General features: G+C 40.0%; 13 protein-coding genes and 3 tRNA genes. 7 read left to right on the top strand and 9 right to left on the bottom strand.

From position 1 onward, the window contains the following. Positions 1 to 10: 10 nt before the first annotated feature. From ACM44_RS03655 to ACM44_RS03645, 3 genes are all read left to right on the top strand, one after another. Positions 11 to 1,171, top strand: coding sequence for a glycosyltransferase (locus tag ACM44_RS03655; protein WP_083993639.1), 1,161 nt, complete (start codon positions 11 to 13; stop codon positions 1,169 to 1,171). Between the two features lie 97 nt (positions 1,172 to 1,268). Beyond that, complete coding sequence (locus ACM44_RS03650; RefSeq protein ID WP_048498745.1) at positions 1,269 to 1,823, top strand: serine acetyltransferase; 555 nt, start codon at positions 1,269 to 1,271, stop codon at positions 1,821 to 1,823. A 29-nt stretch (positions 1,824 to 1,852) separates the two neighbouring features. Continuing rightward, positions 1,853 to 2,521 carry a carbonic anhydrase gene (locus ACM44_RS03645; RefSeq protein WP_048498744.1) on the top strand — a complete coding sequence of 223 codons (669 nt, stop codon included), beginning with the start codon at positions 1,853 to 1,855 and terminating at the stop codon, positions 2,519 to 2,521. A gap of 445 nt (positions 2,522 to 2,966) precedes the next feature. Here the strand turns inward: ACM44_RS03645 and pth are convergent, their stop codons facing one another. The 4 genes from pth to ACM44_RS03625 form a co-directional block, all read right to left on the bottom strand. Beyond that, positions 2,967 to 3,530 (bottom strand): aminoacyl-tRNA hydrolase, encoded by a 564-nt coding sequence (gene pth / locus ACM44_RS03640; RefSeq protein ID WP_048498743.1) that lies wholly within the window; start codon positions 3,528 to 3,530, stop codon positions 2,967 to 2,969. A 9-nt stretch (positions 3,531 to 3,539) separates the two neighbouring features. Then, positions 3,540 to 4,391, bottom strand: coding sequence for a hypothetical protein (locus ACM44_RS03635; protein ID WP_048498742.1), 852 nt, complete (start codon positions 4,389 to 4,391; stop codon positions 3,540 to 3,542). Positions 4,392 to 5,335: 944 nt separating this feature from the next. Continuing rightward, positions 5,336 to 8,695, bottom strand: coding sequence for a transcription-repair coupling factor (gene mfd, locus ACM44_RS03630; protein WP_048498741.1), 3,360 nt, complete (start codon positions 8,693 to 8,695; stop codon positions 5,336 to 5,338). Positions 8,696 to 8,820: 125 nt separating this feature from the next. Further along, positions 8,821 to 9,618, bottom strand: a complete 798-nt coding sequence (locus tag ACM44_RS03625) for a murein L,D-transpeptidase catalytic domain family protein (RefSeq protein ID WP_048498740.1) — start codon at positions 9,616 to 9,618, stop codon at positions 8,821 to 8,823. A 588-nt stretch (positions 9,619 to 10,206) separates the two neighbouring features. Here ACM44_RS03625 and ACM44_RS03615 point away from each other — a divergent pair. Then, entirely contained in the window at positions 10,207 to 12,873 is a 2,667-nt protein-coding gene (locus ACM44_RS03615; RefSeq protein ID WP_053215429.1) for a TonB-dependent receptor domain-containing protein, read from the top strand. 5 nt (positions 12,874 to 12,878) lie between these two features. Continuing rightward, positions 12,879 to 13,376: a hypothetical protein gene (locus ACM44_RS03610; RefSeq protein ID WP_152669292.1), complete on the top strand. Its 498-nt coding sequence runs from the start codon at positions 12,879 to 12,881 to the stop codon at positions 13,374 to 13,376. A 79-nt stretch (positions 13,377 to 13,455) separates the two neighbouring features. Here ACM44_RS03610 and ACM44_RS03605 read toward each other — a convergent pair whose 3' ends face one another. Together ACM44_RS03605 and ACM44_RS03600 are read right to left on the bottom strand one after the other, a co-directional pair. Continuing rightward, positions 13,456 to 14,997, bottom strand: coding sequence for a glycine--tRNA ligase (locus ACM44_RS03605; RefSeq protein ID WP_048498809.1), 1,542 nt, complete (start codon positions 14,995 to 14,997; stop codon positions 13,456 to 13,458). Between the two features lie 260 nt (positions 14,998 to 15,257). Further along, complete coding sequence (locus ACM44_RS03600; protein WP_048498737.1) at positions 15,258 to 16,166, bottom strand: hypothetical protein; 909 nt, start codon at positions 16,164 to 16,166, stop codon at positions 15,258 to 15,260. A gap of 139 nt (positions 16,167 to 16,305) precedes the next feature. On the opposite strand from ACM44_RS03600, the gene ACM44_RS03595 reads away from it, so the two are divergent. Beyond that, a complete protein-coding gene (locus tag ACM44_RS03595; protein ID WP_048498736.1) occupies positions 16,306 to 17,322 on the top strand; it encodes a quinone-dependent dihydroorotate dehydrogenase in 1,017 nt (338 codons plus the stop codon). Between the two features lie 69 nt (positions 17,323 to 17,391). Here the strand turns inward: ACM44_RS03595 and ACM44_RS03590 are convergent. From ACM44_RS03590 to ACM44_RS03580, 3 genes are all read right to left on the bottom strand, one after another. Further along, positions 17,392 to 17,475: transfer RNA gene (locus tag ACM44_RS03590), tRNA-Leu, on the bottom strand. A 13-nt stretch (positions 17,476 to 17,488) separates the two neighbouring features. Then, positions 17,489 to 17,561: transfer RNA gene (locus ACM44_RS03585), tRNA-Gly, on the bottom strand. Positions 17,562 to 17,593: 32 nt separating this feature from the next. Continuing rightward, positions 17,594 to 17,675, bottom strand: a tRNA-Leu gene (locus ACM44_RS03580). Positions 17,676 to 17,829: 154 nt separating this feature from the next. Between ACM44_RS03580 and ACM44_RS03575 the strand changes: the two genes are divergently transcribed. After that, a complete protein-coding gene (locus ACM44_RS03575; RefSeq protein WP_048498735.1) occupies positions 17,830 to 18,225 on the top strand; it encodes a DUF3127 domain-containing protein in 396 nt (131 codons plus the stop codon). The last annotated feature ends 1 nt before the right edge of the window (position 18,226 follow it).

Raw genomic sequence — 18,226 nt, 5'->3', positions numbered from 1 at the left:
AAATTTACCAATTAGATTGAAAAAGAAAATCCTCATCAGAATCGGTTCCCTGCGTCATGGCGGCGCAGAGAAAGTATTGACGACGTTTCTGAAAAACCTTCCCGAAGACAAATACGAAATCGATTTGCTATTGAACCTGTATTCGGGGAAATATTTGCCGGAAATCCCAAAATGGGTCAACATTCTTTACCTCAACAAAGGAGAAATGATCACCACGAACCGGATTCAGGATATTCCGAAAAAGGCATTCCGGGTGATTTATCAGAAACTTTTGAAAATATTTCCGCAAATCCTTTATTCTAAAATTTTAAAGGGAAAAATATACGATATCGAATTCGCGGCAATCCATGGATTAAGGGACGACGTTTTGAACTCGCCGATAAAATCATCCAAAAAAATCGTCTGGATTCACAACGATTTAAGAATGACCGATTTCCATCATTATACCGACGAAGAAATCCGCAGGTTTTTTGGCTTTGACAAGATCTTGGTGATTTCTGAGCAGATCCAAAATGATTTTACAAACCTTGCAAAAAATGAAGAAGAGCGAAAAAGAATTGTGAGGATTTATAATCCTTTGGATACAGAAGAAATTCTGCTAAAATCCAATGCCCATAAATCCCCAAATGAGGTTTTGGAAAAAAAGATTCCAAATTTCATTTCCGTCGGGACAGTATTTCCACAAAAGGGTTTCGACAGACTCCTGAAAGTCCATAAAAAATTATTAGACGAAGGATTTGGTCATCAAGTGAAAATCATCGGAGACGGCTACGATTTTGAAAAAATCAGAAACCTGAAATCAGAATTGGGAATTGATAAAACTGTGGAAATGGAAGGGTTTTCCGATAATCCCTATCCTAATTTTAAAGCGGCGGATTACTATATTTTAAGTTCAAGATATGAAGGTTTTCCCACGGTTTTGTTTGAAGCTTTGACTTTAAGAAAGAACATTATCGCCACAGACGTTTCCGGAGTCCGGGAAATGCTGCTTGACGGAAAACTGGGTTTAATCGTGGAAAATTCCGAAGAAGGAATCTATCAAGGAATGAAAAAAGCACTGACTGAACCGGAAAGTTTTGAAAAGTATCAAGAGGAATTAAAAGATTATGAAATGCCTTTTAATCTTGAAAATTCCGTGAACTCCATAATGAAAATCATCGATGAACTTTAACCTTAATTTATAAAGGGTTTTCATTCTTTACCGGATGGATAGGAGAAAATCTGTTCAATTCTGTGAAATTTGTGAGATAAAAATTATCTTTGTTCCAATGTCTAAAACCACCATCCAAAAAGATTTTTACCGGGAAAGCGGAAAATGGCTTTCCACACCAGAAATTTGGGCAAAGTGCATCAATCCGAATCTGCATTTTGTCTATCTTTTGAGGAAAACCCAACAATTTCCGAAAAAATCGTTTTGGGGAATTTGGTGGCGTTTGATTTTGAGACACCATCAAATCAAATACGGTTTCCAGATTTATCCTGAAACGGAAATCGGCGAAGGATTTTATCTGGGACATTGGGGAATGGTGGTCATCAATCCCAAAACGAAAATCGGCAAAAACTGCAATATTGCTCAAGGCGTCACGATCGCACAGGCAAACCGGGGAAAAAATGAGGGCGTTCCGGAAATCGGAGATGAAGTCTGGATTGGACCCAACGCAGTGATCGTGGGAAAAATAAAAATCGGTGACAATGTGTTGATTGGCCCGAATTCTTATGTGAACTTTGATGTTCCTTCTAATTCCGTAGTCATCGGAAATCCGGGACAGATCAGTGCAAATCAGTTTGCAACGGAAAGTTACATTAACCACAAGATACCATAATTAAAATCTAAAATCAATTCCACTTAAAAATGAAACAATCCTACCAAAAAATCTTCGAAAACAACGAAAACTGGATTCAGAAAAAATTGAATTTGGATCCCAATTATTTTGACAAACTCGCGGCTGGTCAAAGTCCACAATACCTATATATCGGTTGCTCAGACAGCCGTGTATCTGCAGAAGAACTGATGGGGTTGACTCCGGGAGAATTATTCGTGCATAGAAACATCTCCAATGTGGTGAACACCCTTGACATGAGCTCAACCGCCGTGATTCAATATGCGGTGGAACATTTGAAAGTGAAACACATCATCGTTTGTGGACATTACGGTTGTGGTGGCGTGAAAGCAGCCATGACTCCCCAAGATTTGGGATTGCTGAATCCTTGGTTAAGAACCATTCGGGATGTTTACAGGATCCACCAAAAAGAACTGGACGCCATTACAGATGAACACCAACGCTACGACCGACTGGTAGAACTAAATGTGGTAGAAAACTGCATCAATGTGATTAAAATGGCATGTGTCCAAGAACAATATATCGCCAACAATTTTCCGATTGTGCACGGCTGGGTTTTCGACATGAAGACCGGAAAGATCATCGACCTGGACATCGATTTTGAAGAAATCTTGAGAGATATCCAAAAGGTCTATGACCTCACCAATACAGAATGGGTGATGGGCAAAAAAAGTGAATAAGATCTTCAGGTCGAAGATCTATGTAAGAAAACGATTTTTCGAAATGGTGCGATTTTTTTTCGCACTTTTTCTTTTGCGCAGTCGCCATTAAATTTTGCTTAAGATTTAGCACCTCTTATCCTTGGTCAATCAGCTGTGCTTAACTTTACAAAAATTTTCCGTTTGAACCGATTCCTTTTTCTCATGATTTTCACGTGGAGCCATTCTTTTTTTTATGCTCAAAATGCTTTTTCGGACAGCATCCAAAACCCGAAAACCGAGCAAAAGGATATTCGAGATGTGATTCACCAAATACTGCATTCGAAAAAAAAGCTACACCAATCTCGCGATTGATTACGGTTTCGGATAGGATGGGTCGAAGGGATTTTTTGTAAATCTCGGCGAAGTCTTTTAACCAACCAGGTAAATCGGAATTTTCCCCAATAATTATCGGAATGGGCTTTCCTTATTTCCCATTATAAGCTGACATGGTATTTTGAATTCCCGCGAAAACAAATGACAGACAGGCTTTCCCAAAAAGATCGATTCTTGCCTGCAATGTTTTCAGTTCCTCCTCATTCCATTTTCCCAGAACATAATCCACTTGCTTCCCTTCGGAGAAATCGGCTGAAATCCCGAACCGGATCCGTGCATAGTTTTGGGTTTGGAGCTGTTCGTTGATGCTTTTCAAACCGTTGTGTCCCGCATCCGAACCTTTCGCTCTAAGTCTTAATGTTCCGAAGGGAAGTGCCAAATCATCTGTGATAACGAGCAAATTTTCCAACGGAATGTTTTCTTTCTGCATCCAGAATCTCACGGCATTTCCGGAAAGGTTCATGTAGGTATCCGGCTTTAGCACAAAAACCTTTCTGCCTTTGTATTTGCCTTCCGCCATCCAACCAAAATTCGCAGATTTGAAGGGGGCATCAATTTCCGCGGCGATTTTTTCCGCAACTTTAAACCCGACATTATGCCGGGTTTCAGTATATTCCTCGCCTTTATTGCCGAGACCTACGATGAGGTATTTCATTTCATGTAATTATTTGTAGGTATAATTAACGTACTCGTCCGCAGAAGAGGTACTCTTCGTAGGATATCCTTGGCTATCGTAAATATGAGTATAGTCAAAAGTTTCGGTAGGAGCACCGGTAACACTGTGTTTTTGCTGTGTCACATTATTAGCTGATAGCAGTGATCCACCATGAGGTGCCATTCCCGCAAGATAAACAAGAAACTCGGTTGGTAACAACCTCATTGGGGATTGCTTGTTATCATAAGTCATTTCATAGGTGTTGATTTCTGGATTCATTTGAAGCTCCCCTAGAAGATCGTAAACCCCGGATTTCGCAACTGTTTTAGTAATATTTGCGCCGGTATAGGTGTAATTAGCTTCTAAATAAGCTTTTGCTGGTATTGGAAACGAAGTATCGAGAATTGCAACTACTTTAATCAACTGAGTTCCGTTATAAGTATAGGTAGCTGTCGTTTTCAGAAAACCCGGAATCTCTGATACCATTTTTGAAACATTTGCCCCGCTATATTCCAGCGTAACAGTTTGAGCAGGATTGGTAATCTTGGAAATCTTATTATTTGAGTTATAAGTCATTAACCAAACATCTCCGTCACCCGTGTAAGAAATAAATTTATTCCCTTCATATTGATAGGTTGTGGTTTGATCTTCCCACTCGCCGGTTTCTTCATTAAGGGTATGCGATTCCGTTTTAGTCAGCAATCTTCCGGCAGGTGGAGTTCCGCCACCACCGGATCCGCCGTCAGAACCGGTTCCTCCCACTCCGAAAAGCAGATCGCCGTTTTCGGCCCTATTCGGTTCGCAGGAAAAAACGATCAACAAACTGAATGCAAACGTAAAAAAATAAAGTAACTTTTTCATTGTTAAAGTATATAGCGCAAATGTAATATTTTTTTTTGAACGAAATTTTTGTTGGAAAATTACTTTTGGTAAAAATGCTCCCACTTTTATTTAGCAATTTTTTGCAGCAACTAGATCTCTCCAAACCCAGCGCAACATTTTCTCGGAAGCATCTGGGTTGCCGAAGTTGTTAATGTTTGAAATTTTTTCACATTTATTTTTGAAACATGAAGGACATGAAGGGGTTAAGGATCATTATGCTTCATATCGTTAAGAATTCTAAAGAATTAATTCAGGGGTATGTTTTGATTTTCTGTACTTGGTATTTCACTTGTGAAATCTAAAAAAGATATTGGACAAAATTTCTCTTAAATCCTTCATGTCCTTAATGTTTGAAATTTTTTCACATTTATTTTTGAAACATGAAGGACATGAAGGGGTTAAGGACAATTATGCTTCATATCGTTAAGAATTCTAAAGAATTAATTCAGGGGTATGTTTTGATTTTCTGTACTTGGTATTTCACTTGTGAAATCTAAAAAAGATATTGGACAAAATTTCTCTTAAATCCTTAAGGTCCTTAATGTTGGAAATTTTTAACATTTATTTTTGAAACATGAAGGACATGAAGGGATTAAGGACAATTATGCTTCATGTTGTTAAGAATTCTAAAGAATTAATTCAGGGGTTTTTTCGATTTTCTGTACTTGGTATTTCACTTGTGAAATCTTAAAAAGATATTGGATTAAATTTTTCTTAAATCCTTCAGGTCCTTAATGTTTGAAACTCATCAAGCGCAATAATGAATTGTCATCCTTTTTTAGGGAAATGTTTTCGCGAAGGTTCAAAATTTCGAAATAATTTCTTTCATGTCTTCCCAATCAAAACTCATCCTGAAATCAATCTCTAATACTGAACTTGCCGTTTTACAATTTTCCGATCAGAAAGTTACCTATGGGCTATATTTATTGATGCAATATCCTTTCCAAAACACCGGTCACCTCATCCACATTTCGCACATGCTCCTTTCTCATCATCAACTGATTTCCCTCTGCCGAATGCTTTTCCTTTAAAGTTGCTTCCTTCGGATTCATCGATAAATACGAAATAATATGCTTGAATTTATCACTCTGGTAAAATTTATCCTGCGGATTCGACGGAAAATATCCGAGGAAAATCCCATTCTTGACCACGATTTTCTCAAAACCGATTTCTGCCGCAATCCATTTCAGCTCCACAGATTTCAAAAGGTTTACCGCTTCTTTCGGCAAGGTTCCGAAACGGTCAACCAATTCACTTTCCAATTTTTTCAGTTCTTCTTTGCTCTGGATTTCCGCCAGTTTTTGATAGAGCGAAAGCCTTTCTTCAATACTTGAAACATAAGAATCCGGCAACATCAGCTCCAAATCCGTGTCGATATTAACTTCCTTCGCTGACTTGAACAATTTCTTCCTTTCGTCCTCATTCTCGAAAAGATGGTCAAACTCCGCGTCGTTTTGAAGTTCGTCCAGCGCTTCCTGCATGATTTTTTGGTAGGTATCAAAACCCATTTCGTTGATGAATCCGCTCTGCTCTCCGCCAAGCAAATCTCCTGCACCACGGATTTCCAAATCTTTCATCGCAATCTGGAAACCGCTTCCCAAATCGGAAAACTGCTCGATCGCTTCCAGCCTTTTTCGGGCATCCGAAGTCATCATGTCAAAAGGCGGCGTAATGAGAAAACAAAACGCTTTCCGGTTGCTTCGGCCCACTCTTCCACGCATTTGGTGCAAATCCGCCATTCCGAATTTCTGCGCATCGTTGATGAAAATGGTGTTTGCATTCGGCACATCCACACCACTTTCCACAATGGTTGTGGAAACCAAAACGTCATATTTCCCTTCCATAAAGTCCAAAACATTCTGCTCCAGCTGTTTCCCGTCCATTTGTCCGTGTCCGGTTATGACACGCGCATCGGGAACCAGTCGCTGGATCAATCCCGCGATATCTTTCAGGTTTTCAATCCTGTTGTTGATGAAATAAACCTGTCCGTCTCTTTGAATTTCGTACGAAATTGCATCGCGGATTACCTCTTCATTAAATCCTACGATCTGCGTTTCCACCGGTTGTCGGTTTGGCGGCGGCGTTTTGATGACCGATAAATCCCTTGCAGCCATCAGCGAAAATTGCAGCGTGCGCGGAATTGGAGTTGCCGTCAAAGTCAGCGTGTCAATATTGCTTTTTAAAGTTTTCAGTTTATCTTTTACCGAAACACCGAATTTGTGTTCTTCATCTATGATTAAAAGGCCTAAATCTTTAAATTTCACTGAACTTCCAACCAATTGGTGCGTTCCGATCACGATGTCTATTTTGCCGTTTTTCAGACCTTCCAAAGTTTCGGATTTTTGTTTAGCCGTGCGGAAGCGGTTCAAGTATGAAATTTCTACCGGGAAATCCATCAGTCTTTCCTTAAAACTTCGGTAATGCTGGAAAGCCAAAATTGTGGTCGGAACCAAAACGGCCACCTGTTTTCCATCGGTCGCCGCTTTGAACGCCGCCCGAATCGCCACCTCGGTTTTCCCGAAACCCACGTCGCCACAAATCAAACGATCCATCACGGTGTCGTTTTCCATGTCCTTTTTCACATCTAAAGTGGCTTTTTCCTGATCCGGAGTGTCTTCATAAACGAAACTGGCTTCCAGTTCGTTTTGCAGGTAAGAATCGGAAGCAAATGCAAACCCTTTCGCGGTTTTCCTTTTGGCATAAAGTTTTATGAGGTCAAAGGCGATTTGCTTGACTTTCGCTTTTGTCTTTTGCTTCAGGGATTTCCATGCCGGAGAACCCAGTTTCGAGAGTACGATTTCCCTTCCGTCCGGACCGTTGTATTTCGAGATTTTGTGCAAAGAGTGAATGGAAACATAAAGCAAATCGTTGTTTTTATAAACCAGTTTGAAACATTCCTGCACTTTTCCGTTATTGTTCACTTTCACCAAGCCCATAAACTTCCCGATTCCATGGTCGATATGGGTGATGTAATCGCCGACTTTCATCTGCATCAAATCCTTCAGCGTGAGTTGTTCTGATTTTGCGAAAGTGTTTTTGGCCTTAAACCTTTGATAGCGGTCAAAGATCTGATGATCGGTATATACCGAGATTTTATGGTCAAAATCCACAAAACCGGAGTGCAGTTCAGACTTAAATGATTTAAAGGGAATATTTTTTTCCAAATCCTGGAAAATTGCCTCTAGTCGCTCCTTTTGTTTTTCGGTGGAAAATGAAATCCAGGTATCAAAACCATCACGGTGTTTTTCTTCTAAATCTTCAATCAAAAGCTGAAAATTTTTATTGAAGGTCGGCTGCGAAGTCTGATTGAGCTGCAGGGTCGGAAAACCGGAAGTCTGCAAAGTTGAAGAAAAATCCAGCCACTGGAATTTTTGGATGCCATTCCTGAAATCCTCTTCAGAAACGAAGAGGTCTGCAGGTTTTTGATGCTTGATCGCCGTACTTAAAGTAGAAAATTTTTCCTCGGCTTTTTCATAAAAATCCTTTAGTTTCGAAAAACCCGACGCTGAGTTTTTGGTAATGACCATCAAATTCTTGGGAGCCAGTTCCAACAGAGAAACCTTAGTTCCCGTGACTGAAAAATTCATATTGGAAACCAGTTGAAACTCCTTTATTTTATCCTTTGAAAGTTGGGTTTCAATATCGAAAGTCTTGATGCTTTCCACCTCATTCCCGAAAAACGTAATTCTGAAAGGTTCTTCATTGGAGTAAGAAAAAACGTCCACAATTCCTCCTCTCACAGAAAATTCCCCTGGTTCGGAGACAAAATCAGTGTGGTTAAAATTATAGTGGTTCAGTAATTCTTCCGTAAAATCGAAATCCAGGGAATCACCTACTTTTATGGTGTGGGAAATTTGCTTGAAATCCTCCTTTTTCATCACTTTTTCAGCCAAAGACGAAAACGGAGCCACCATAACCTGCGGTTTTCTATTCTGGTGGATGCTGTTTAAAACTTCTGTTCGCAAAACCAGATTCGCGTTCTGGGTTTTTTCCATTTGATAGGGATCCAGATGGGTCGGCGGAAAATACAGCACGTTTTCCTTTCCCAGCAAATCTTCCATTTCTGCAGAAATATAGAGCGCTTCTTCTTTGTCATCGGTCAAAAAAAGAATAGATTTCTTTTGAACCAGAAACAGTTCCGCAGCAAAGACTGACGGAAAAGATCCTGCAAATCCTTTGATGGAGAGGTGCCGATGCTGCTCGATTTGATTGAAGATTTCCTTCCCGAATTCATTTTGCAAAAGATTCGGAAGAAAGGTTTCGTTAATTTTTTTTAAACCCATGGATTGAAAACGTTGTTGAATGCCGCAATTAATTTAAAACGACAAAAGCGATTTCGGGAGTACTCCGAAATCGTGAATCAAACGACAAATTTAGTGAAACTTCAGGAAAACGGTTCCCTTTCGCTTTAATTAAAATTTGGAAGCCCGTCTTCACTTTCCAGATCATCTTTCAGCCAAACTGATTTTGAAAGGAAATCTTGATCCGGATAATAAATAAAGAGGCAATTTTTTCCTTTGATCGTGTTGATAATCGGCTCCGCCAAAGCACGCGGAACGGCGGGACAACCCCAGCTTCTGCCGATTCTGTTTTGCGACCTGATGAAATCTTCACTCACATAATCCGCTCCGTGCATCACGATCGCGCGTTGCGTAGCATTGTCATTGAATCCGCGATCCATTCCCAAAAGCTTTAGGGAAAACCCGTTATTGCCATTGTAAGTTGATTCAGTGACATAAAAACCGAGGCTGCTTTGGTAGGAACTTTCGCGGTTTGAGAAATTTTTCGCAAATTCCTCGCCGGTATTTTTTCCGTGCGCAACCAGGGAATTAAACAAAACTTTCCGTTCGTTTAAGTCAATAATCCAAAGTCGCTTTTGGGTAGAAGAAAGAGAAAAATCACCGATGCTCAAAAGATGGGAATCGGCATCCAGTTTCCCCGCTTTTTTCAGATTGTTGAATCCTCGATACGCCTTCTCAAAAACTTCAGCACGGAGAATATTCGATGATTTAAAGTCGATGGATTCATAGATCTCAGCTGCGGCTGAGATCGTGTTTGCTTTAGGATTTTCGACTGATTTATGATTTAAGGAATCGGTAGAAACTTTGGGTTGGTTTTCGGAAACGGATTTGGGATGAATTTCATTTTTATAAAAAGATGTCGCAATAAATAAGACAAGGATAAGTGACAAAAGGATTTTCTTCATTCGATATTATGTTAAATAAATTGACCGGCGCAAATCTACAAAGATTTAGTTATCAGAGTATTGCCTTAAAAATTTTTAACGGTTTTTTATGAAAGATTAACGTATTCCTTTTCTTAAAATTAATTTCATTAAATTTGCGCAATCATGTTCAAGACATTGAAATTATTGCTGATCGTTTTGAGTTTGGGGGCATTTATCCTTCCTAAGCAAATGCTTTTTGCTCAGCAGACAGCGCAATGTTGCGAACAAAAAAAGCAGGAAGACAATTGCTGCAAGACTGAAAAAAAACAACCTTGCCACGACAGCAATTCAAAAAGTCATTCAGATAAGAATCATTGTGGAAATGATTGTGCAAATTGCCATTCATGCTCCCTTTTTTCATTATTTAATTTCGTTTCGCCGGAAACCCTGGCATCTGAGTCCATTCATCTGGTGGAGACCAAATTGAATTTCAACTACAGCATCTGCTTTATTTCCAACAATTTCAAAAACATTTGGCAACCGCCGAAAATAGCTTAATTTATTGAATTACAGCCAGAAGTCCGTTCTTTTGGCAACAAGTTTTTTAAATTAAATTATTTTCAAAATATGAAATCTTTACTGAAAGTATTTCTTACTTTCTCCATCTTATGTTCAACATTTATCTCCGCACAAACCATTACCAAATCTACTTTTTTGGTCAAAGGTGAATGTGGAATGTGCAAAGACCGAATTGAAACCACCGCCAAAAAGAATGGTGCAACCTCCGCAAATTGGAACGCGGAAACCCAAAAACTCGATGTGGAATTTGACGCCGACAAATTTTCTGCAGATGAAATCCTAAAAAAAATCGCCGAAGCCGGTCATGACAATGAGCGATTCTCTGCTTCCGATGCGGTTTATGAAAACCTTCCCGCATGTTGTCATTATGATAGAACACCCTCTTTCCTGAAAGCCAATACCACGGAGCAACCCCAAAAGAAAGACAATGAGTTTTTCGTTCATGGAAATTGCAGTTCATGCAAGGCAAGAATCGAGAAAGCCGCAAAAGATGCCGGAGCTAATTCTGCAAACTGGGATGTAGAAACCCAGAAAGTGACCCTTGATTTCAATCCCGCAAAAACTTCTGCCGACAAAATTCTGAAGAAAATTGCCGAAGTGGGGCACGATAACGAAAAGTATAAAGCTTCTGATGAAGTTTATAAAAATCTTCCGAGCTGCTGTTTATACGACCGAAGTCTTCCACTCGGTGTAAAAGGTGAATTGGCGCACAGCGATGAGGATTTGGCTCCGAAACAAAACTCGCCTTCAAAAGCTGACCATCTCGGGAAAACCCTGGAAGAGGTTCGTTTGCTAAAAATCCAACAAGCAACCGCTTTAAGCAAAAAAGAGGCCGGCTTGACCTACAACATCGGTTCAAAAGAGCTTTTGAAAGCGGCTTGCTGCAACCTTTCCGAAAGTTTTGAAACCAATGCCACAGTTGATGTTTCCTTTAGCAATGCCGTGACCGGAACCAAACAGCTTAAAATGCTCGGTTTAGACCAAAAATACACCGCATTGACCAAGGAACTTTTGCCTGAAATTCGTGGACTGGCTTCCGCATACGGACTAAATCTCATTCCGGGAAGATGGATTTCCGGAATTCAGCTGACCAAAGGCGGAAGCACCGTGACCAACGGTTACGAAAGCGTTACCGGACAAATCAACACTGAACTTCTGAAATTCAAAAATGAAAATGAAACTTCGATCAACCTTTTTGCAGATGCAAATTTGAGGACTGAAGCCAACATCACTTCTACCCAAAAACTTTCTGAAAAATGGAACCAAAGTGTTCTTCTTCACGGAAACGGAACTTTCGGAGAAGCCGACTACAATGACGACGGATTTCTGGACCAACCCAAAGGAAATCAACTGAATGCGGCTTACTTGTTAAATTTTGACGACTTGAATCAAAGCGGATTCGGATCCCATTTTGGGATTAATTTCCTGAAAGACGAAAGAATTGCCGGACAAAAGGGATTTGACAAGAAATTGCCACAATCTGCACAAAGCCTTTATGGAGTCGGAATCGATATTTCAAGAATTCAGCTTTGGAATAAAACAGGTTATGTCTTTAAAGGAAAACCCTACCAAAGCCTCGGTTGGATGAACCAGTTCACCCATCATGAACAGAATAGTTTTTTCGGTTTCAGGAATTATGACGGGCAGCAAAACACCTATTATTCCAATTTGATTTTCGAGGGAATTTTCGGGAATACCAATCATAAATACAAAACCGGGGCGAGTTTTCTATATGATGACTTCAATGAAAACTACCTGACTCAAAATTATAAACGCACCGAAACCGTACCGGGACTTTTCTTTGAATATACTTTGACCGGAGAAAAATACACTTTGGTAGCAGGTGCGAGAACCGATTTCCACAATTTGGCGGGAACACAGTTTACCCCGAAAATCAACTTCAAATATGACCTTTCGCCAAAAACCATTCTGAGACTTTCTGCAGGAAGGGGATTCAGAACTGCGAATGTTTTCGCGGAAAACCAACAGTATTTCGCTTCGAACAGGCAGATTGAAATTTTAGGAAATGGTGGAAAAATTTATGACCTAAAACCTGAAATCGCATGGAATTACGGCATCAGTCTTCAACAGGAATTCCAATTATTCAACAGAAAATCAATGATTGTAGCAGATTTTTTCAGAACAGATTTCCAAAATCAGGTTTTGACGGATTTGGACGCATCGCCTCACAAAATACTGTTTTATAATTTGGATGGAAAATCTACCGCAAACGCTCTGCAGACCCAATGGGATTTTTCCCCGGCAAAAAATTTCGACGTCCGATTGGCTTATAAGTATTATGATGTACAGGCAGAATATCTTTCCGGCAAAAGAGAGGTGCCATTTATGGCAAAAAATCGTGGATTTGCGAATTTTTCATATTCCACCAATAAAAATGATCAGGGCGGATTTTGGAGTTTTGACACTACTTTAAACCTGGTTGGGAAACAAAGAATTCCTGACACCAAAAGTAATCCTGCCGAATTCAGGCTTCCGGAATATTCCAATTCTTACGCTACTTTGAATGCACAAATCGCGAAAGATTTCAATAAAAATATTCGTGTATATTTGGGAGGAGAAAACCTGACCGGTTATACCCAGAATAATCCCATTTTGGATGCAAAAAATCCATTCGGAAACTATTTTGACGGCGGAATGGTTTATGCGCCGATTATGCCCACAAATGTTTATGTTGGAATTGATTTGAAATTTTAAGAAATATGAAAAGAGTACCCTTGTTAATGATTGTTGCCGCCTCGATTTTTTGGTCGTGTGACAAAAATAAGACCGAAACCGATTTGAAAGAGAATGCAAAGGTGGAATCTGCAACTTCCGATTCTGCTGCCGCGAACAATGCGCAAACGCAGACCGTGGAGTCGCAAGAAGCTGCAAATGTTTCCACACCTGAAAATGCTGTAGCAGTAAATAATTCCGGGAAAAAACCACAGCTTAATCCGCCACATGGAGAACCTTTCCACCGTTGCGAAATTCCTGTTGGCGCACCAATCGACAGTCAACCTGCCGCAACTCCTGCACCGCAAATGATGCCGACGCAAAGTGCTGCAAGCAACAACTTCAACACGAATCCGATTCCTTCGACTCCGCAACCGGTTGCAGCACCTTCAGCACAGAATCTGGGGCCAAAACCGGCGCTGAATCCGCCACATGGTGAACCGCACCACCGATGCGATCTCCAGGTTGGAGCGCCTTTGATTTGATCTTTAATTAATGGATAACAGAAATGCGGAATCTTTTTCAAGGTTCCGCATTTTGTTTATCACGCAAAGAATTTACTACTTAAATTTTCGACAGCAAATTTCTGAAATTCGTCTTTTCATCAATAATTCTTCGCAAATCTGAAACCGGAACTCTTTCTTGTTTCATGGTGTCGCGGTCTCTTAAAGTCACAGTGTGATCAGTCAAAGAATCATGGTCAACTGTGATGCAGAAAGGCGTTCCAATTGCATCCTGTCTTCTGTAGCGTTTTCCGATACTGTCTTTGTCCTCGTAAATCACGTTGAAATCATATTTCAGATCATTGAAGATTTTCTCACCATATTCGCCGAGTCCGTCTTTTTTCATCAAAGGTAGAATCGCCGCTTTCACAGGAGCCAACGCAGGTGGAAGTGTGAGAACTGTTCTTTCGGAACCGTCTTCCAAAACCTCATCTTTCAGACAGGTGGAGAAAATTGCAAGGAACAATCTGTCTAAACCAACCGAAGTTTCCACCACGAAAGGGGTATAATTTTCATTTCTTTCATTATCAAAATACTGCAATTTTCTGCCGGAAAACTTTTCGTGTGCAGATAAATCGAAATCAGTTCTGGAATGGATTCCCTCCAGTTCTTTAAACCCGAATGGAAACTTGAACTCAATATCTGCTGCGGCATTTGCGTAATGTGCCAATTTTTCGTGGTCGTGGAATTTGTAGTTTTCCCTTCCTAAACCTAAAGCCAAATGCCAATTCAGACGCTTCTGCTTCCATTCTTCATAATAGCCAAGCTCTGTTCCCGGTGGAACGAAGAACTGCATTTCCATCTGTTCAAATTCCCGCATCCTGAAAATAAACTGTCTCGCCACGATTTCGTTTCTGAATGCCTTTCCGATTTGTGCAATCCCGAAAGGAAGTTTGTGGCGCGAAGTTTTCTGCACATTCAAAAAGTTCACGAAAATTCCCTGAGCGGTTTCCGGTCTTAAATAAAGGTCGGTTGCATTTTCTGATGCAGCGCCGAGTTTTGTGCCGAACATCAAATTAAACTGTCGCACATCGGTCCAGTTTTTGGAACCCGTATCCGGATCAGCGATTTCCAATTCCTCGATGAGCGCCTTTACATCAGCCAAATCATTATTTTCTAGCGAGCGGGCCAATCTCTTCAAAATCACAGACTGTTTTTCACGGTATTCCAAAACTCTAGGATTGGTCGATTCAAACTGTGCCTTATCGAACGCGTCACCGAATCTTTTTTCTGCTTTTTCAATTTCCTTCTGTGCTTTGTCTTCCAGTTTCGCACAGTAATCTTCCAGCAAAACATCTGCTCTGAAACGTTTTTTGGAATCCTTGTTGTCAATCAAAGGATCATTAAATGCATCCACATGGCCTGAAGCTTTCCAAATGGTGGGGTGCATAAAAATCGCCGAATCAATTCCCACGATATTATCGTTCAGCTGAACCATCGCTTTCCACCAATATTGCTTGATGTTATTTTTCAGTTCTGCTCCATTTTGACCATAATCGTACACCGCCGAAAGTCCGTCATAAATTTCCGAACTCGGGAAAATAAAACCGTACTCTTTCGCATGTGAAATCACCTTTTTGAAAACATCTTCCTGCTTTGCCATCGAATTTTGAATTTGTGCAAAAATAGGGAAATTAATGGTGAGGATAAAATGTAAAAAAGCAGAAAATGATTTCTGCTTTTTTATGTTGAAAAGGAATTTTTCCTTAAAAATTATCACTCAGGGCAATTCCGTTTTCCGCTAAAGTAATTTGTGAAAATAAGGACTGTCCAAAAATAATCATACTAAGAAATAGTAGTTTCTTCATAAATAATTTTTCACTAATATACTGTCAAAATTGTGTTTGACAAAATTTATTTTCATTACCAAACCCACATATGTTGAGATGGATCGTAATTATACCTCATCACCGTAGAGCTGAATGTTGCATTTTTTAGATTTAAGACGAGTAGATTTAAGGTATTTTCATAAACCACAAAAAAAGCCTTCACAAAATCATATTTTGTTTTGTATTCTTTATGGTAGAAAACATTCGCAAGACAACTGTTCGTGGAGTACACCTGAAATTTGCGGATCTTCCAGTGTTTGTCAAAAGTCAATATTCGATAGCCTGTTTCCGGTTCGCTTGCTCCACAAAAACCCTGCTTATTGAAATTGGAGTCTCTCTCGAAATAGAAGAGAATCCTGTTTTCCTTTTTGTCTTCGAACGTGGAAATAATTTCGTTTCCACCATATTCATCCAAGACTCTTCGAAGGTTGTATTTTTTTCCGTTGGGCAGATTGAGCCATTCATTTCTTAAGGTGATGTCCAAATCATCCTTGAAAATTTGAATTCGATACTGCTTGCCGTTGTGCTTCATTTTACCATTTTGCGATTTTCCCGATCCTTGGCTGATTTGCAGAAACTCATTATAATTAGAGAATTCCGGGCATGGCGAAGTCCAGCAAAATGACTCTTCGTCTGAGATTTGTTTAAAACCTTGCTCACTATCAAAATTGTAGAGCATTAAATTTCCATTATAGAATCCCATCAAAGGAATTTTCTGCTTGTACTTATCATAATAATACCATCCTTTTACGGTAAAAACTTTGTCGTGCCATCCGGAATGTCCCAGGTATTCCAAATACATGGTAATCGGCTGTCCGGCAACTTTTCCCTTGAAAGTGGCAGAAGTTTGCCAGTCTTTCTGCAGTGAGATCTTCGGATCTATGAATTGGGCGAATAAAAAAATGCTTCCCAGCAGGAAACAAAAGGTGATCATTTTTTTCATTTTAATAATTGGTGTTAAACTTGAGATAAGCCATGAAAATTCAATGCCAATTTTAACATTTCATTAAGAAAAATTTATGTTTTTCTTAAGATTTTATTTTAGCAGTTGATTTTTGTAATTTTACCGAACAATAATTCCCATGTACAAATCCCTAATCCGCCCGTTTTTGTTCAAACTTGATCCCGAAAAAGCGCATCACCTCACTTTCTTTATGTTAAAGAATTTTGGATGGCTCGCAAAAGTCTTTCTGCCAAAGCCGATTGAGGATAAAAGGTTGGAGCGTGAAGTTTTCGGGTTAAAGTTTAAAAATCCGGTGGGTTTAGCAGCCGGATTAGACAAAAACGCTGTTGCTTTCAAAGAATTTTCAGACCTTGGATTTGGGTTTGTGGAAATCGGAACCTTAACCCCGAAACCTCAACCGGGAAACCCACCAAAAAGACTTTTTCGACTCATTGAGGATTCCGGAACTATCAACAGAATGGGTTTCAACAATGAAGGTGTTGATGCCGCCATCGAAAGATTAAAGAAAAATAAAAATGTCCTGATCGGTGGAAATATAGGCAAAAATAAAGTCACTCCTAATGAAGAAGCGGTCAATGATTACCTCATTTGTTTTGAGAAATTATTTGATTATGTAGATTATTTTGTGGTGAATGTTTCCTCGCCGAACACGCCGAATCTGCGCGAACTCCAGGATAGGGAACCTTTAACGAATCTTTTAGGCGAACTGCAAAACCGCAACTCTAAAAAAGAAAAACCCAAACCAATCCTTTTGAAAATCGCTCCGGATTTAACTGATGAACAGTTATTGGATATCATCGAAATCATTAAGGAAACCAAGATCGCAGGCGTAATTGCAACCAACACCACGCTTTCCAGAGAACACCTGAAATCCGAGAACAAAATAGAGTCCGGTGGATTATCCGGAAAACCATTAACCAAACGCTCCACGGAAGTCATCAAATTTTTATCTGAAAAAAGCGGCAATGCGTTCCCAATCATCGGTGTAGGTGGAATTCACACCGCAGAAGATGCCATAGAAAAACTGGAAGCAGGAGCAAGTTTGGTACAGCTATATACCGGATTTATTTATGAAGGGCCGGATTTGATTCGGGAGATTAACCAGCAGATTCTGGAAAAGTTGGAATCCAAATAAAATTACCCCTTTTTAGCATTTCCCAAAAATCAAAAACGCCATCAATCAACAGATTAACAGCGTTTTGAGTACCTCGGACGGGACTTGAACCCGTACGTCCTTGCGGACACAGGATTTTAAGTCCTGCGTGTCTACCAGTTCCACCACCAAGGCAGGTAGATAAATGAGCGAAAAACGGGATTCGAACCCGCGACCCCGACCTTGGCAAGGTCGTGCTCTACCAGCTGAGCTATTTTCGCAGTTCCAGAGAATTTATTCTCCAAATGTTATGTGCGGATGAAGGGACTCGAACCCCCACGCCTCACGGCACCAGATCCTAAGTCTGGCGTGGCTACCAATTACACCACATCCGCTGCTGAACTCTGTTCTTTTTTTTGGTGAGTGCAAATATAAAAACTTTTTCTCTTTCAGGCAAAGAAAAATTTGGAAAAATCTCAATAATTTTTCATCACCCGTTTTATTTTCTCTCGGTAATTTCATACTTTTACATCTTATAACAATTTGATTATGGAATTACAAGGAACAGTGAAGAAAATATCTGAAATCCAGACTTTTGCCAGTGGATTTCAGAAAAGGGAAATGGTGATTTTGACCGAAGAACAATATCCACAACCTATTAATGTAGAGTTTCTGCAGGAAAAAGGCGACCTGCTTAACAACCTGAAAGAAGGTGATAAAGTGAAAATTGGAATCAATCTGAGAGGTCGCGAGTGGACCTCGCCACAAGGGGAAGTAAAATATTTCAACTCCATTATCGGCTGGAGGGTAGAAAAATTAGACGGCACCAACATTTCCAACGAACCCACGGAGGCCGCTCCAGTTCAAAGAGCAGAACCGGCAAGTGAAGTGGCAAAAGGCGAAAATCCTTTTGGAAACGAGGAAGACGACGATCTGCCTTTCTAAA

Origin of the sequence: Chryseobacterium koreense CCUG 49689 (assembly GCF_001045435.1) — a bacterium.
Taxonomy (GTDB): domain Bacteria; phylum Bacteroidota; class Bacteroidia; order Flavobacteriales; family Weeksellaceae; genus Kaistella; species Kaistella koreensis.
This window is presented reverse-complemented; position numbering and strand designations above follow the sequence as displayed.